12 protein-coding genes are annotated in these 13443 nt (G+C 73.5%); 3 read left to right on the forward strand and 9 right to left on the reverse strand.

From position 1 onward, the window contains the following. Window positions 1-302 precede the first annotated feature (302 nt). Window positions 303-923, forward strand: a complete 621-nt coding sequence (locus AC6CKD_RS26315; RefSeq protein ID WP_498330451.1) for a M23 family metallopeptidase — start codon at window positions 303-305, stop codon at window positions 921-923. A gap of 30 nt (window positions 924-953) precedes the next feature. Here the strand turns inward: AC6CKD_RS26315 and AC6CKD_RS26320 are convergent, their stop codons facing one another. From AC6CKD_RS26320 to AC6CKD_RS26350, 7 genes are all read right to left on the reverse strand, one after another. After that, entirely contained in the window at window positions 954-2204 is a 1251-nt protein-coding gene (locus AC6CKD_RS26320) for a LamG-like jellyroll fold domain-containing protein (RefSeq protein WP_498330453.1), read from the reverse strand. A 162-nt stretch (window positions 2205-2366) separates the two neighbouring features. After that, window positions 2367-3680: a two-component system sensor histidine kinase CseC gene (cseC, locus tag AC6CKD_RS26325; protein WP_498330454.1), complete on the reverse strand. Its 1314-nt coding sequence runs from the start codon at window positions 3678-3680 to the stop codon at window positions 2367-2369. Window positions 3681-3740: 60 nt separating this feature from the next. Next, window positions 3741-4445 carry a two-component system response regulator CseB gene (gene cseB, locus AC6CKD_RS26330; RefSeq protein ID WP_498330456.1) on the reverse strand — a complete coding sequence of 235 codons (705 nt, stop codon included), beginning with the start codon at window positions 4443-4445 and terminating at the stop codon, window positions 3741-3743. Window positions 4446-4483: 38 nt separating this feature from the next. Then, a complete protein-coding gene (locus AC6CKD_RS26335) occupies window positions 4484-5140 on the reverse strand; it encodes a hypothetical protein (protein ID WP_498330457.1) in 657 nt (218 codons plus the stop codon). Window positions 5141-5178: 38 nt separating this feature from the next. Further along, window positions 5179-5739, reverse strand: a complete 561-nt coding sequence (locus AC6CKD_RS26340) for a SigE family RNA polymerase sigma factor (protein WP_498330458.1) — start codon at window positions 5737-5739, stop codon at window positions 5179-5181. 174 nt (window positions 5740-5913) lie between these two features. Then, window positions 5914-6861, reverse strand: a complete 948-nt coding sequence (locus AC6CKD_RS26345) for an iron-sulfur binding domain-containing protein (RefSeq protein WP_498330459.1) — start codon at window positions 6859-6861, stop codon at window positions 5914-5916. 51 nt (window positions 6862-6912) lie between these two features. Beyond that, the gene (locus tag AC6CKD_RS26350; protein WP_498330460.1) at window positions 6913-7521 is read right to left on the reverse strand and encodes a phosphatase PAP2 family protein; all 609 of its coding nucleotides are present in this window, start codon (window positions 7519-7521) and stop codon (window positions 6913-6915) included. Between the two features lie 159 nt (window positions 7522-7680). On the opposite strand from AC6CKD_RS26350, the gene AC6CKD_RS26355 reads away from it, so the two are divergent. Then, window positions 7681-8508 (forward strand): hypothetical protein, encoded by an 828-nt coding sequence (locus tag AC6CKD_RS26355; protein ID WP_498330461.1) that lies wholly within the window; start codon window positions 7681-7683, stop codon window positions 8506-8508. 166 nt (window positions 8509-8674) lie between these two features. On the opposite strand, the gene disA is transcribed toward AC6CKD_RS26355, so the two are convergent. Together disA and radA are read right to left on the reverse strand one after the other, a co-directional pair. Beyond that, a complete protein-coding gene (gene disA, locus AC6CKD_RS26360) occupies window positions 8675-9799 on the reverse strand; it encodes a DNA integrity scanning diadenylate cyclase DisA (protein WP_274548915.1) in 1125 nt (374 codons plus the stop codon). A 193-nt stretch (window positions 9800-9992) separates the two neighbouring features. Beyond that, entirely contained in the window at window positions 9993-11420 is a 1428-nt protein-coding gene (gene radA / locus AC6CKD_RS26365) for a DNA repair protein RadA (RefSeq protein ID WP_498330462.1), read from the reverse strand. Window positions 11421-11616: 196 nt separating this feature from the next. Here radA and AC6CKD_RS26370 point away from each other — a divergent pair, with 196 nt between their 5' ends. Continuing rightward, the gene (locus AC6CKD_RS26370; RefSeq protein ID WP_498330464.1) at window positions 11617-13434 is read left to right on the forward strand and encodes a BACON domain-containing protein; all 1818 of its coding nucleotides are present in this window, start codon (window positions 11617-11619) and stop codon (window positions 13432-13434) included. Window positions 13435-13443: the final 9 nt, after the last annotated feature.

Genomic DNA, 13443 nt, shown 5'->3' on the forward strand with positions numbered 1-13443 from the left:
TCGGACCTACTAGGAGCATTCGTAGAGATCCATGTCCGATTTGCCCCACCGCCGACCCAGTGGTGGGGCGGTCAACAGGGCTGACAGCCCCCTCCCCCTCTACGAGTCCGGGTAGTAACGGGGACGTTTGGGGAAGCCGGGGTGCCCGGGTTACCAAGGATGAGCAAGCAAGCCCGGCACCTGCTCAGCGTGCCGGGTCCTTTCTTGCCCGCAGCACTCTGCAGACCCCTGCAGCGCCGCAGCGCCCCGCAGCACCGCAGCACCGCAGCACCGTCCCCGTCCCCGGCCCGGAGGTCTCCTTCATGTCCGCGAAGCGCGTCAGCATCCGTCGTACCCGTATCGCCGTCGGCGCCACCGCCCTCGGCGCGGCCCTGGCACTCGGGGCCGGGACGACCGCAGCCTTCGCCGACGAGGTGCCCCAGACCGCCCTGGCCGGTACGGCCGAGCTGGTGTCCGAGCAGGCCGCCGCCCAGGCCGCGGCCGTCGCCGCGAAGCCGGCCGCCGGCCTGTGGGAGAAGCCGCTGTCGAAGTACACGCTCTCCGCGACCTTCGGCAAGGGCGGCAGCATGTGGTCGCGCAAGCACTCCGGCCAGGACTTCGCCGTCCCGGTCGGCACCCCGGTGGACGCCGTGTCCGCGGGCACCGTCGTCAAGGCCGGCCCGAACGGCGGCGGCGACGGCCCGGCCTACGGCAACGCCATCGTGGTCAAGCACGCGAACAACACGTACTCGCAGTACGCGCACCTCTCGAGGATCCAGGTCAAGGTCGGCGAGAAGGTCTCCAAGGGCAAGCAGATCGCCCTCTCCGGCAACACCGGCAATTCGAGCGGCCCGCACCTCCACTTCGAGATCCGGACCACCCCGAACTACGGCTCGGCCGTCAACCCGGTGGCCTTCCTGCGCACCGTCGGCGTCACCATCTGATCGACCGGTCAGCCGGCCGGGTCAGCCGGGTCAGCCGGTGACCCAGCCGTGGGTCGCGGTGCCGCGCGCCGCGGCGTCGAGCTGGCTCTTGCGGTCGGCGGCGGCCTGCTCGTCCGAGAAGGGCGTCGCGTAGGACCGGACGACGTTCATCGAGCCCTTGAAGGCGCCGGCCCACGCGTTCTGGTGGCGGGCCCGGCCGAGCTGCAGGGGGCCTGAGTTCGGCCAGATCGCCGTGATCGCGCTCTCGCCGGCCTTCTTGCCCTCCACGTAGAGGGTGATCTTCTTCTTCTCGGCGTCGTGGACGGCCGTCAGCACCGTGTAGGTCTTGACCGTCTTCAGCCCCTCGGCGGCGACGGTCACCACGGTGGGCGTGGCGCCCTTCTCGCCGGTCCGTACGCGGAACACCCAGGCCTGCTTGCCGTTCACCTCGTCGGCGCCGAGCTCGAACGAGAACGACTCCCCGGTGCCCTGGCTCATGACGATGTGCGGCCCCTTCGCGTCGGAGTTGTTCTTGACGCGGGCCGAGACGGTGAAGCTCTTGCTCGTGTCCACGGCAGGCTCCGTGGACTGGGCGTACGAGTTCGGACTGCCCTTGAGGGTGAGCTCGTAGTGAGTGCCCACCTTGGGCACCGTGGCTTCCGGGCCCATGCGCAGGCTGGTCTTGCCGACGCTGTCCCTGAGCAGGGCGGGGTCGCTCGCGACGGTCGGGGAGTAGCCCTTCGACGGGGCCTTGCTGGGACCGGGCGACCCGGACGGGGAGGCTGACGTGGAGGGCGCGTTGTCGGCGACGTCCTTGGTGCCGTCGCCGTCGGGCCCCCGCAGCAGTACGAACGCTCCGCCGCCGGCGAGCAGCAGCAGTGCGGTCACGGCTCCGCCCACCATCCACAGCCGCTTCTTGCGCCGCTCGGAGGCCGACCGGTCGGCCATCGCCTCCCAGTCGGGCTGCTCGCCGAAGGCCATGGCAGGGAGTTCGCCACCGGGTCCGGGCGGGCCGGTCGGGCCAAAGTCCTCGGGGAACGGCAGCAGCGGGGGGCCGAAGCCGCCGGCCGCGGGCGGGCTCGGCGGGTAGCCGTAGCCGCCGCCCTGCGGGTAGCCGTAGCCGCCGGCGCGCGGGTAGCCGTCGCCGGACGCGGTCTGGTCGGGGTGGCCCCCGTGGCCGGGCTGCCCGGGCGGGAACCCGTAGCCGCCCGGCGCGGGGGGTCCCGGCGGGAACCCGTAGCCGCCGCTCTCCGGGGCGGGCTCGGGCTGGGGGCTGTGCGGGTGATCCGTACCGTCAGTCATGGTTCGGATGCTAAAACATCGGCGTCCGCAATCGAACAGCCGATGGTCGCGATACGACACCGATCCCGGACGGGCTCGACGCCGATCCCGGGCGGGCTGACACCGATCCAGGCCGGACTCCACGCCGATGCCGTCCCGGTCGACACCGATCCCGCCCCGGCCTCAGCCCTCCCGCCGGACGACCGGGAAGCTCCCCGTCGCCGTCGGCGCGTGCTCCGGCAGCCACAGCACCGCCACCGCCCCCGCCGCGGCGCCGCCCTGGACGAAGCCGCCGGGGGCCGCCACGTTGCGGAACGTCAGCCGGGCGCCCAGCACCCGCGCCTGCCCCTCCGCGATGGTCAGCCCCAGCCCGTGCCCCACCCCGGCCCGGTCCGTGGACCCGGTACGGAACCGGCTCGGCCCCTCCCGCAGCAGGGCCTCGGGGAAGCCCGGCCCGTGGTCCCGGACCCGTACGACCCGGCCTTCGACGTCGACCTGGACCGGCGCCCGCCCGTACCGCGCGGCATTCGCGAGCAGGTTGCCGAGGATGCGCTCCAGGCGGCGAGGATCGGTGCTGACGATCTCGTCCGCGACGATCCGCACGCTCGCCTCCGGCATCAGCGAGCTGACCCGGCGGTGCACGAACTCGCCCAGTGCCACTTCCTGGAGCTCCGCCCGCTCGGACGCGCTGTCCAGCCGGGCCACCTCCAGAACGTCCTCGACCAGCGCCCGCAGCGCCTGCGCGCGGTCCCGTACGAGCTCGGTCGGCCGGCCCGGAGGCAGCAGTTCCGCCGCCGTGAGCAGGCCCGTCACCGGGGTGCGCAGCTCGTGCGCGATGTCGGCGGTCACCCGCCGCTCCGCCTCCAGCCGCTGCTGGAGCGCGTCCGCCATCGCGTCGACGGCCCGGGCGAGGTCGTCGGTCTCGTCGCGTACGACGCCCCCGACCGCGTCCCGCACCCGTACCTCGGGGTCCCCGTGAGCCACCCGCTGCGCGGCCGCCGCGGCCTTGCGCAGCCGGCGCGAGATCTGCCCGCCGATCAGCACGCCGAGCGCCGACCCGCCGACCACCACGGCCAGGGAGCCGACGACCAGGGCCCGGTCCAGGTCGCGCACCATGTTGGCGCTCTCCCGGAACTGCGTGTGCAGCGACAGCACCTGCCCGTTGCCGAGCGGGACGGCCGCCCACACCTCGGGGAGCCCGCGCGGGTTGTCCTGGATGTAGGTGCCGCGCCGTCCGGACCGGGCCTTCTCGCGCAGCTCACCGGGCAGGTCCGGGTCGTTGAGCTTGGCCCCCATGGGGGGCTTGCGGCCGGCCTCGGCGTTGCGGGAGATGAACTGCACCCGGTCGAGCTGCACCTCGCGCGCGCTCTCCAGCATCGATACGCGGGCAGCGCTGTGCACCACCAGGCTCAGGGCGATGGCGGTCAGCGCGCCCACGGCCGCGATGGCGAGCGTGATCTTCCAGCGGATCCCGGTCCGCAGGGTGAACCGCTTCATTCAGGTGTCATTCCCGCGCTCGTCCCCCGTGCTCTTCCTTCTCAAGGCATCCTCAAGGCATCAGGCCTTGAGCTTGTATCCGAAACCCCGGACCGTTTCGATCCGGTCCTGGCCGATCTTGGTGCGCAGCCGCTGGACGTGGACGTCGACGACGCGGGTGTCGCCGCCCCAGTCGTAGTCCCAGACCCGCTCCAGCAGCCGGTCGCGCGAGAGCACGGTGCCGGGCGAGGTGGAGAACTCCAGCAGCAGCCGCATCTCGGTGGGGGTCAGGGCCACCGGGACACCCGCCTTGCGCACCTCCATGCCCTCCGTGTCGACCTCCAGGTCACCGAAGAGCAGCACCCCGCGCTCGCCGGAGCCGGCCTCCTCGGACCCGCCGCCCTGCGGGCCGCCGGCGTGGCCGAAGCGGCGCAGCACCGCGCGGATGCGGGCGACGAGGACGGAGCCGTCGAAGGGCTTGGTGACGTAGTCGTCGGCACCCGCCTCCAGGCCCAGGACCACGTCGATGGAGTCGGCGCGCGCCGACAGCATGATGACGGGGACGGTGGACTCGTCGCGGATGCGGCGGCACAGGCTCACGCCGTCCATCCCGGGCACCATCACGTCGAGCAGCGCGATGTCGGGCCGGTCCGCCCGGAAGGACTCCAGCCCGGACAGGCCGTCGGGCATGGCCGTGACCACGAACCCGTCGCGCTCCAGCGCCAGGGTCGTGGCCTCACGGATGACGTCGTCGTCCTCCACGAACAGCACATGGGTCTCGGCCATCGGGAGCCTCGCCTCGCCTCGGTACTCGGTACTCGTTCTCAGTTCTTCGGGCTGACGGCCGGGGCGGGAGCGGTCCCGCCGTCGACCACGCTGCTGTAGTCGGTGTGCACCCGGTCCTGCTCGGTGAACCGCTCCCCGTTCCAGCGGTACGTGATCAGGTCCTCGCCCGAGGGATAGGAGAGCGCGTCGCTCTTCCCGTAGACCGGTTTGGTGACGATCAGGTCGCCCCGGTCGATCTCGGCGTAGACGGGCGGCTGCTCGTCCGAGAACACATTCTCGTACGAGCTCCCGTCCGCGCGGTACACGAACGAACCGCGGCCCAGCGCGTCGGCGCAGGACAGGACGTTGACCACGATGTCGACCGCCGGTCCGCCGGTGACCTTCCCGTAGCTGACGTCCACCGGGTACTCCTTGCCCGAGCAGGGCTTCAGGTCCCGCTTGATCTCGGCGCTGACCTTGGGGTCCGCCTTGACCAGGGCGATCGGGTCGACCTTGGCGGCCGGCTTGCCGGAGGCCTGGGGGGCGAGGGGGGTGGCGGTGCCCGCGTCGTGTTCGGAGGGGACCGAGGAGGGGGGGCCGGTCTTGGCCACCGACTCGGTACGGGCCGGGCCGCCGTCCCGCAGCCCCGTGCCCCCGGTCGAGCAGCCGGCCGCGAACAGCACGGTGCCGACGAGGACGACCGTCCCCGTCGACATCAGTACCACCGAGCTCTTGCCGCTCAGTCTTGGGCCAATCAGGCCGCGCACCGCTCACGCCCCTCGTACCGGATGGTGTGGTCACCGCGCTCCAGCGCCCGCATGTCCAGGTCCCGGCTCTCCAGTTCCTGCCGGAGACGGGTCAGTGCGCGGTGCAGGGTGCTCTTCACGGTACCCGCCGACATGCCGAGCGCCGCAGCCGTCTCGTCGGTGCTCATCTGCTCCCAGTGTCGCAGCACCACCACACTGCGCTGCTTGGGCGCGAGCACCTTGAGGATGTCCATGAGCAGGGCGCGGTCGGCGCGCTGGTCCGAGCCGTCCTCGACGGAGGCGTCGGGGAGCTGCTCGGTGGGAACCTCTTCGAGCTTGCGGGCCCGCCACCATTCGGTACGGGTGTTGATCATGACGCGGCGCAGGTAGGCGTCGGCGAGGGACTTGTCGGCGATGCCGTCCCAGCGGCCGTAGGTGCGGACGAGCGCGGTCTGCAGGAGGTCCTGTGCGTCGGTCGGGTCCGGGACCAGGCGACGGGCACTGCGCAGCAGCGCGTCCTGCCGGGTGCGTACGTACTCTTCGAATTCGAGTACCTCGCCGTGCGCCATCTCAGACCGCCTCCGTTCCGACCAACCGCTCATCCGCTGCCTTACGGATTCGACGGTACGGAGGCGTTGTCACGGCCCTGTGCGGGTCAGCCTTCGGTGGGCGCACGGACACCCATAGGTTGTGTAACAGCGCCCGTGAGCTGCGGTTTTCTCCGGACAAGCGGAATCCCCGAGTCAGCCTCGGGGGGTGTCGGGGGCGGTGTCGGCGGCCGCCTTCGCGGGGCCGGCCGGCAGCCGGTACATGAGCCCGGGCAGCGGCTCCACGAGCCCGTCCGAGACCAGCCCGTCGAGCGCGCGGGCCCGCTGTACGGGCTCCTCCCAGACGGTGTCGAGGAGGGACTGCGGCACGGCCCCGACCGCCTCGCGCAGCACCGCGAGGAGCCTGCCGCGCACCTGCCGGTCCGTCCCGGCGTACGTCTGCCCGCGCCGCGGCGGCCCCTCGTGAGCGGGCTTCCCGGCCAGCCGCCACGCGCACAGCCCGGCCACCGGACAGCTCCCGCAGTCCGGGCTCTTGGCCGTGCACACCAACGCCCCGAGCTCCATGGAGGCCGCCGCCCAGCGGGCCGCGGTGTCCTCGTCCTCGGGCAGCAGGGCCCGGGCCAGGCGGCGTTCGGCGGCGGTCGTGGCGTTCGGCGGGTACTCGACCCCGGTCGCGGTGCGCGCGAAGACCCGGCGCACGTTGGTGTCGAGGACCGCGTGCCGCTGCCCGTACGCGAAGGAGGCCACGGCGGCGGCCGTGTACTCGCCGATCCCGGGCAGGGCGAGCAGCTGCGCGTGCTCGCGCGGTACGTCGCCCCCGTGCCGCTCCGTTATGGCGACGGCCGCGCCGTGCAGGCGCAGCGCCCGGCGCGGGTAACCGAGGCGGCCCCAGGCGCGGACGGCCTCACCCGGGGCGTCGGCGGCGAGGTCGGCGGGCCGGGGCCAGCGGGCGAGCCACTGCTCGTAGACCGGCAGGACCCGGTTGACGGGGGTCTGCTGGAGCATGAACTCGCTGACCATCACCCCCCAGGGGCCGGCCTCGGGGCGGCGCCAGGGCAGGTCGCGGGCGTGTGCTTCGAACCACGCGATGACGGGTGAGTGCAGCGCGGTGGTGGGAATGGTTGCAGTCATGGCAGACGGCATCCTGGCACGTTTCGGGCCCGCGGGTGTGTCGTGTCGATCCCCGGTGACGGCCTAGCGGGCGGGGTCCGGGCCGGTGATCAGGACGGCCGTGCGGCCGCCGCCCGCCCGCACGGCGGCGACGACCCTGGTCGCCGGGCCGGCGAGCGCGAGGACGGTGAGCACGGCGAGGCTCGCGCCCAGCAGCAGGCCCATGGCCACGTCGTGCGGGTAGTGGACACCGACGAAGACGCGGGAGAAGGCCATCAGCAGGGCCAGCGGAAGCGTCAGCAGGACGAGTGTGCGGACGGCGAGCGCCAGAGCCGCGGCCGCCGCACCCGCGATCGCGGCGTGGTTGCTGGGGAAGGACCAGTCGCCGGTGGCCGGGCAGGTGATCAGCGAGGCCGCCGCCCCGGCAACGGCCCGGCAGGGGCGCTCCTCGTCGACGCTGGACTTCACCAGCTCGGAGGAGACGTACGCCAGGGCGGTGACGAAGGGGGCGAGCACCGCGAGCGCCACCGTGCGGGGGGCCCGGGCACCGCGTGATCGCCACCACACGGCTATGAAGAGGGCGCCGAAGACGAGCAGTCCGTACTCGGTCCAGAACTCGAACGCCGATCGCACCCAGGCGGGGGTCGAGTGGGCGAAATCGGTGACGTCGAGGTAGAGGCCGGAGCTGTCCATGGTGACTGAAGGTACCTAGATCGGAATAACGTCCTCATCAGCCTCCGGGCCGATTTTCGGGGCCCCGGGTCACCCCGCAGGATGATCATCGGCAAAACAAGCCGCGCGCGCGGCATGTGGGGCACTGATCGCGCCGCGAACTCTCGTAAGGTTCCGTCCGTGGGATCTCTGCGCAATCCGGTCGGGCCGCTCCCCTCCTCCATCTACTGGCGACGGAGGGCTGTGCTGGCGTCCGTTGCCGCGCTCCTCGCGATGCTCGCCGTATGGACCGTCAGCTCCGGTGCGGGCAAGTCGAGTACCAACGGCAAGGGCCAGGGCGGCTCCGGTCCCGTCACCCAGATCACCCCGGGCCCCTCGGGCTCCGGTCCGGCGATCAGTCAGGCCCCGGGCGGGCGCGGGGAGTCGGGCGCGGGCGGCACCGGCGCGAGCGCCGGCACCGGCACGGGCTCCGACCCCGGCGCGAGCCCCGGTGCGGGCAAGAACGGCGAACCGGGCTCCGGCCCCGGCGCCGCGGACCAGGGCGGGGCGGGCGGCTCCGGCGGCTCCGGCGCGGGCCAGGTCGTCCCCGGGGACTCGCCGGTGCCCACGTGCGCGCCCGGTGCGCTGCAGTGGGAGGTCAAGAGCGTGAAGAACGAGTACGAGGCGGGCGAGAAGCCGCGCCTCGAACTCATCGCACGCAACGTCTCGGGCACCACCTGCAAGGTCGATCTCGGCCCGAAGCAGGCGGTGCTGACGATCACTCAGGCGAGCAACGCCAAGCCGGTCTGGTCCTCGGCGGACTGCCCGGCGGGCGCGGGCAACGTGTTCTACCGGGTGCCCTCGCAGGGCGAGACCAAGCAAGGCCTGGAGTGGGACCGCCACTTCAGCGACGCGACCCAGTGCCAGTCGCCTCCGGCGGGGTCGGCGGCGGCGGACACGTACGTGGTCGAGGTCAAGTCCCCGGGCATGCCGGTGGCCCGAACCTCGTTCGTACTGAAGCCGGAGTAACGGGCGCGGCGCCGTTGCCGGGGGCGCCGCCCCCGGACCCCCGCTCCTCAAACGCCGGCGGGGCTGGATCAGCGCACATCCATCCCCTCCGGCGTTTGAGGAGCGGGGTCTGGGGCTGAGCCCCGGGAGCGGCGCTGAGCCAGAAACCCCGGAGCCGCGGCGGAGCCTAGACGTACCGCTCCAGGATGGAGGACTCCGCCAGGCGGGACAGGCCTTCGCGGACGCTGCGCGCCCGCGCCTCGCCGACGCCGTCGACCGTCTGGAGGTCGTCCACCGACGCCGCGAGCAGCTTCTGCAGACCGCCGAAGTGCTCGACCAGCCGCTCGATGATCGCCCCCGGCAGCCTCGGCACCTTCGCCAGCAGCCGGTACCCGCGCGGGGACACCGCGGAGTCCAGGGTCTCCGGCGAGCCCGTGTACCCCAGGGCCTTCGCCACGATCGCCAGCTCCAGCAGCTCCGGATGCGTCAGCGCGTCCAGCGCCGGCAGCGCTTCCTCCACCGTGCGGGAACGCTTCGCCGTCGGCTCCGGCACGTAGTCCCGGATGACGAGCTCCCGCTCCTGCTCGATCCCGACCGTCAGCTCGTCGAGCTGGAGCGAGAGCAGCCGGCCGTCCGTGCCGAGTTCCACGACGTACTCCGCGATCTCCGTCGCGATGCGCCGCACCATTTCCAGCCGCTGCGCCACCGCCGTGACATCGCGGACCGTCACCAGGTCCTCGATCTCCAGCGCGGACAGCGTCCCGGCGACCTCGTCCAGGCGGAGCTTGTACCGCTCCAGCGTGGCCAGCGCCTGGTTCGCCCGCGACAGGATCGCCCCGGACTCCTCCAGCACGCGCCGCTCGCCGTCCACGTACAGCGCGATCAGCCGCATCGACTGCGAGACCGACACCACCGGGAAACCGCACTGCTTCGAGACCCGGTCCGCGGTCCGGTGCCGGGTACCCGTCTCTTCCGTGTGGATCGACGCGTCCGGGACCAGCTGGACGCCCGCCCGCAGGATCTTGGTGATGTCCTTGTCCAGGATCAGCGCGCCGTCGAGCTTGCACAGCTCGCGCAGCCGGGTCGCGGTGAACTCCACGTCCAGGACGAAACCGCCCGTGCACATGGCCTCGACCGACTTGTCCATGCCGAGGACGATGAGCCCTCCGGTGTTGCCGCGAACGATCCGTTCGAGCCCGTCGCGCAGGGGCTGACCAGGTGCGACCGCACTCAGCGAGGCGCGCATCATGGCCTCCTGCTTGGAGCTCGCGCCCGACTTCCCGGATGCTGCTGCCCCGTCCTTGGCTGCCACTGCACTCCTCCGGTCGCGGGATGTACCGCCTGCGTACGGCCGGGCGGACCATCCCGAAGTCTACCGGCGCGGCCCCGGCGCCCGCCGTGCCTTAATCCGGCCGGGCCGGTGAGCGCCCCGTCCGCGCCCGCTGACCTGCGGTTCGGGGCCGAGAACGGCCCTTTTGGCCGGTGCCGGCCGGTGCTGGTCCGTCCTAGGTGGAGGAGGGCCCCTTCTCCTTCTCCTTCTCCGACGTGCGCGACCGCCCGCGCGGCAGGACCCGAAGGGCGTCGCCCATGTCGGCGACCTCGGTCACCTTCATGCCCGCCGGCACCTTCCCCGGGTCCGTCGGCACCAGGGCGTGCGTGAAGCCCAGCCGGTACGCCTCCGCGAGCCGCCGCTGTACGCCCGTCACGCGCCGGACCTCGCCCGCGAGCCCGACCTCCCCGATGGCGACCAGGTTCTTCGGGAGCGGTACGTCGCTGGCGGCCGAGGCCAGGGCCAGCGCGACGGCCAGGTCGGCGGCCGGCTCGGTCAGCTTCACCCCGCCCACGGTGGCGGTGTAGATGTCCCGCTTGCCGAGCGCCGTGATCCGCCCGCGCTGCTCCAGCACCGCCAGCATCATCGAGACGCGCGAGGTCTCCAGCCCCGAGGTGGTCCGGCGCGGCGAGGGGATCTGCGAATCCACCGTCAGCGCCTGCACCTCGGCGACCAGCGGCCGCTTCCCCTCCAGGGTCACCGTCAGGCAGGTGCCGGGCACCGCCTCGGCGCGGCGGGTCAGGAACAGCCCGCTCGGGTCGGCCAGTCCGTTGATGCCCTCGTCGGTGAGCTCGAAGCAGCCGACCTCGTCCGTGGTGCCGTACCGGTTCTTCACCCCGCGTACGAGGCGCAGCCGGGCGTGCCGGTCGCCCTCGAAGCTCAGGACCACGTCGACCAGGTGCTCCAGCAGCCGGGGACCGGCGATCGCCCCGTCCTTGGTGACGTGGCCGACCAGCAGCGTGGACATCCCGCGTTCCTTGGAGGCCCTGATCAGCGCCCCGGCCACCTCCCGGACCTGCGCCATGCCGCCGGGCGCGCCGTCGATCTCGGGGGAGGCGACCGTCTGTACGGAGTCCATGATCAGCAGTGAGGGCTTCACGGCGTCGAGGTGCCCGAGCACGGCGGACAGATCGGTCTCGGCGGCCAGGTACAGGTGCTCGCTGAGGGCGTTGATCCGGTCGGCCCGCAGCCGCACCTGGCTCGCCGACTCCTCGCCCGTCACGTACAGCGTGCGGTGCTCGTCGGAGGCGGCCTTCGCCGCGACGTCGAGCAGCAGCGTCGACTTGCCGACGCCGGGCTCGCCCGCGAGCAGGACGACCGCGCCCGGGACCAGCCCGCCGCCGAGCACGCGGTCCAGCTCGCTCACGCCGGTGCTGCGCGCGGTCGCGGTCCGGACGTCGACCTGCCCGATCGGCACGGCGGCCGTGGTGACCCGGCCCGCCGCGGTGGTCCGCACCGCGGGGGCGCCGCCGAGCTCCTCGACGGTGCCCCAGGCCTGGCACTCGGGGCACCGGCCGAGCCATTTGGCGGTGGAGTACCCGCACTCGGTGCAACGGTAGGACGGCCGGTCCTTGGCGGATGAACGAGATGTACGGGCAGCCATGCGGCTCACGGTAGCCGCCGCCACCGACAACCCTGCCCGCACGGTCCGGCGGCGGTCCCCCGAGGCGGTCCCGCGCGCACGCCGTGGCGTGCACCGTCAGGGCTGCCGTCAACACGGCACCAATCTGTTCACCCGTAAGGGCTAAAACTGGTGAAGGCTTCCGGAGCGCCACCGGCGCGCCGCCTACGGTCACCGAGTGACCAGCAGCAACCGGGGACACCCCGCACCGCGCACCGGCGCACACCGGGCGCACGGGCGCACGCCCCCCGAGGAGACCAGGGTGGAGCAGCCGCCACCGTTCCGGTACGAGCCCTACCTGGACGGGCTGTTCACGTACTGCCTCTCGGTCCTGTGCGACCACGACACCGCCACCGACGTGCTCGGAGACGTCCTCGCCGTCGCCGACCGCCATCCCGGCCGCTGCCCCGACGAGGGGGACCGGCGGGCCTGGCTGTACGCCCTCGCGCGCTGGGCCTGCCTGCGCAAGCTGGCGGAGCGACGGCGTACGCGCTACGGGTCCGGAGGAGCGCATTCCGCCCGGCGTGCACCGGAGCACCGCGACGCCGGCCGTGCGCCGGACCCCGCGACGGCGAGCGCCGACGCGAACGCGGCCGCGAACGCCGCAGCAGCCCGCCGCTCAGGCAGCCCCGCCGACCACAGCAGCCCCGTCGGCCCCGGCGGACTCGACGTGTACGCCTACCGCCGCACCGAGCTCGCGCGCCTCGCCTGGCCGGAGGCCGCCGGAACCACCCCCGTGCAGCGCGAGGCACTCGAACTGGCCGTCCGCCACCGCCTCGGCGTCGCCGAGCTCGCCGCCGTCCTCGGTACGCCCCCGGCCGCCGCCCGCGAACTGCTCTCCGGTGCCGCCTGCGAGGTGGAGCGCACCCGCGCCGCCCTCGCCGTGGTGGAGACGGGCAACTGCCCGACCGTGTCCCGGCTCACCGGCGACGACGGGGACGGCGGGGGAGACGGAAACCTGCTCCTCCTCTCCTCCTCCCTGCGCGCCGAACTCGTCCGGCACGTCGACGACTGCCCGCGCTGCCGCCGCGTCGCCGAACGCGTGGGCGCCGGCGCGCCCTGGCCCGGCTCGGGCGGCATCAACACCGCGGCCCTCCCTCTGGTCCCGGCCCCGCGCACCGCCGTGCACGCCGCGATGCTGCGCTCCGGCCGCCGTCGGGGCGCCGGGACCGGCCCGCGCTTCGCCCGCACCGGCTTCCCGATGGACCCCAAGGACCGCGCGGCCCGCCGCGACCGGCTGCGCGCCCGCGCCGTCACCACCACCGTCGTCGCCACCGTCGTCGCCGCCCCGGTACTGGCGCTGTGGGCGGCCTACCGGGGCGCCCCGAGCACCGGGGAGCCCGTGGGCAACGGCTCCACGCGCATCTCCGCCGGAGACGCGGAGCTCCCGCAGGTCCGTACCGACGGCCGCCCGCTGACGGCGTACGAGAACGCGGGCAACGCCGCCGTCGCCACCGGCGGCCCGGGCTTCGCCCCGCCCGCGGCCGCCCCCGACGTCTCCGTGGAGGTCATCAGCAGCGGCGCCCCGACCGCCGCCCCCGGCGCCCCGGGCCGGCTGACCGCGGCCGCCTCCACCCACGGAGCGACCACCCTGCTCACCCTCACCGCGTCGGGCGGCGCCCCGGTGGACTGGCGGCTGTGGTCCGACGCGCCGTGGCTGCGCGCGAGTACGACCTCGGGCCGGCTGGCGCCCGGAGAATCGGTCACCCTACGGATCACCGTGGACTCCGGAGCCCAGCCCGTAGGGGCCTGGAGCGCCCGGGTCGGGGTGGACCCGGGCGGTGCGGTGATCTCCATCCGGGGCCGGGGCCGCCCGGCACCCACCCCGCCCGCCCCGGAGCCCAGTCCGACTCAGACGCCGACTCCGACGCCCACCCCCACCCCGACTCCGACTCCGACCCCCACTCCGACGCCCACACCCACCCCGACTCCGACTCCGACCCCGAGCCCCACGGACGGGGAGACCCCGGCGCCGGATCCGACCCCGGCGCCGTAGCCCCGCGGC

The sequence above is a fragment of the Streptomyces sp. GQ60 genome (assembly GCF_059758875.1).

Bases quoted from the DNA above. Each gene is read 5' to 3' on its own strand.
- cseC (WP_498330454.1), bottom strand. From the start codon at position 3,680: ATGAAGCGGTTCACCCTGCGGACCGGGATCCGCTGGAAGATCACGCTC.
- radA (WP_498330462.1), bottom strand. From the start codon at position 11,420: ATGGCTGCCCGTACATCTCGTTCATCCGCCAAGGACCGGCCGTCCTAC.
- cseB (WP_498330456.1), bottom strand. From the start codon at position 4,445: ATGGCCGAGACCCATGTGCTGTTCGTGGAGGACGACGACGTCATCCGT.
- AC6CKD_RS26345 (WP_498330459.1), bottom strand. From the start codon at position 6,861: ATGCCGTCTGCCATGACTGCAACCATTCCCACCACCGCGCTGCACTCA.
- AC6CKD_RS26335 (WP_498330457.1), bottom strand. From the start codon at position 5,140: ATGTCGACGGGGACGGTCGTCCTCGTCGGCACCGTGCTGTTCGCGGCC.
- AC6CKD_RS26340 (WP_498330458.1), bottom strand. From the start codon at position 5,739: ATGGCGCACGGCGAGGTACTCGAATTCGAAGAGTACGTACGCACCCGG.
- AC6CKD_RS26350 (WP_498330460.1), bottom strand. From the start codon at position 7,521: ATGGACAGCTCCGGCCTCTACCTCGACGTCACCGATTTCGCCCACTCG.
- AC6CKD_RS26315 (WP_498330451.1), top strand. From the start codon at position 303: ATGTCCGCGAAGCGCGTCAGCATCCGTCGTACCCGTATCGCCGTCGGC.
- AC6CKD_RS26320 (WP_498330453.1), bottom strand. From the start codon at position 2,204: ATGACTGACGGTACGGATCACCCGCACAGCCCCCAGCCCGAGCCCGCC.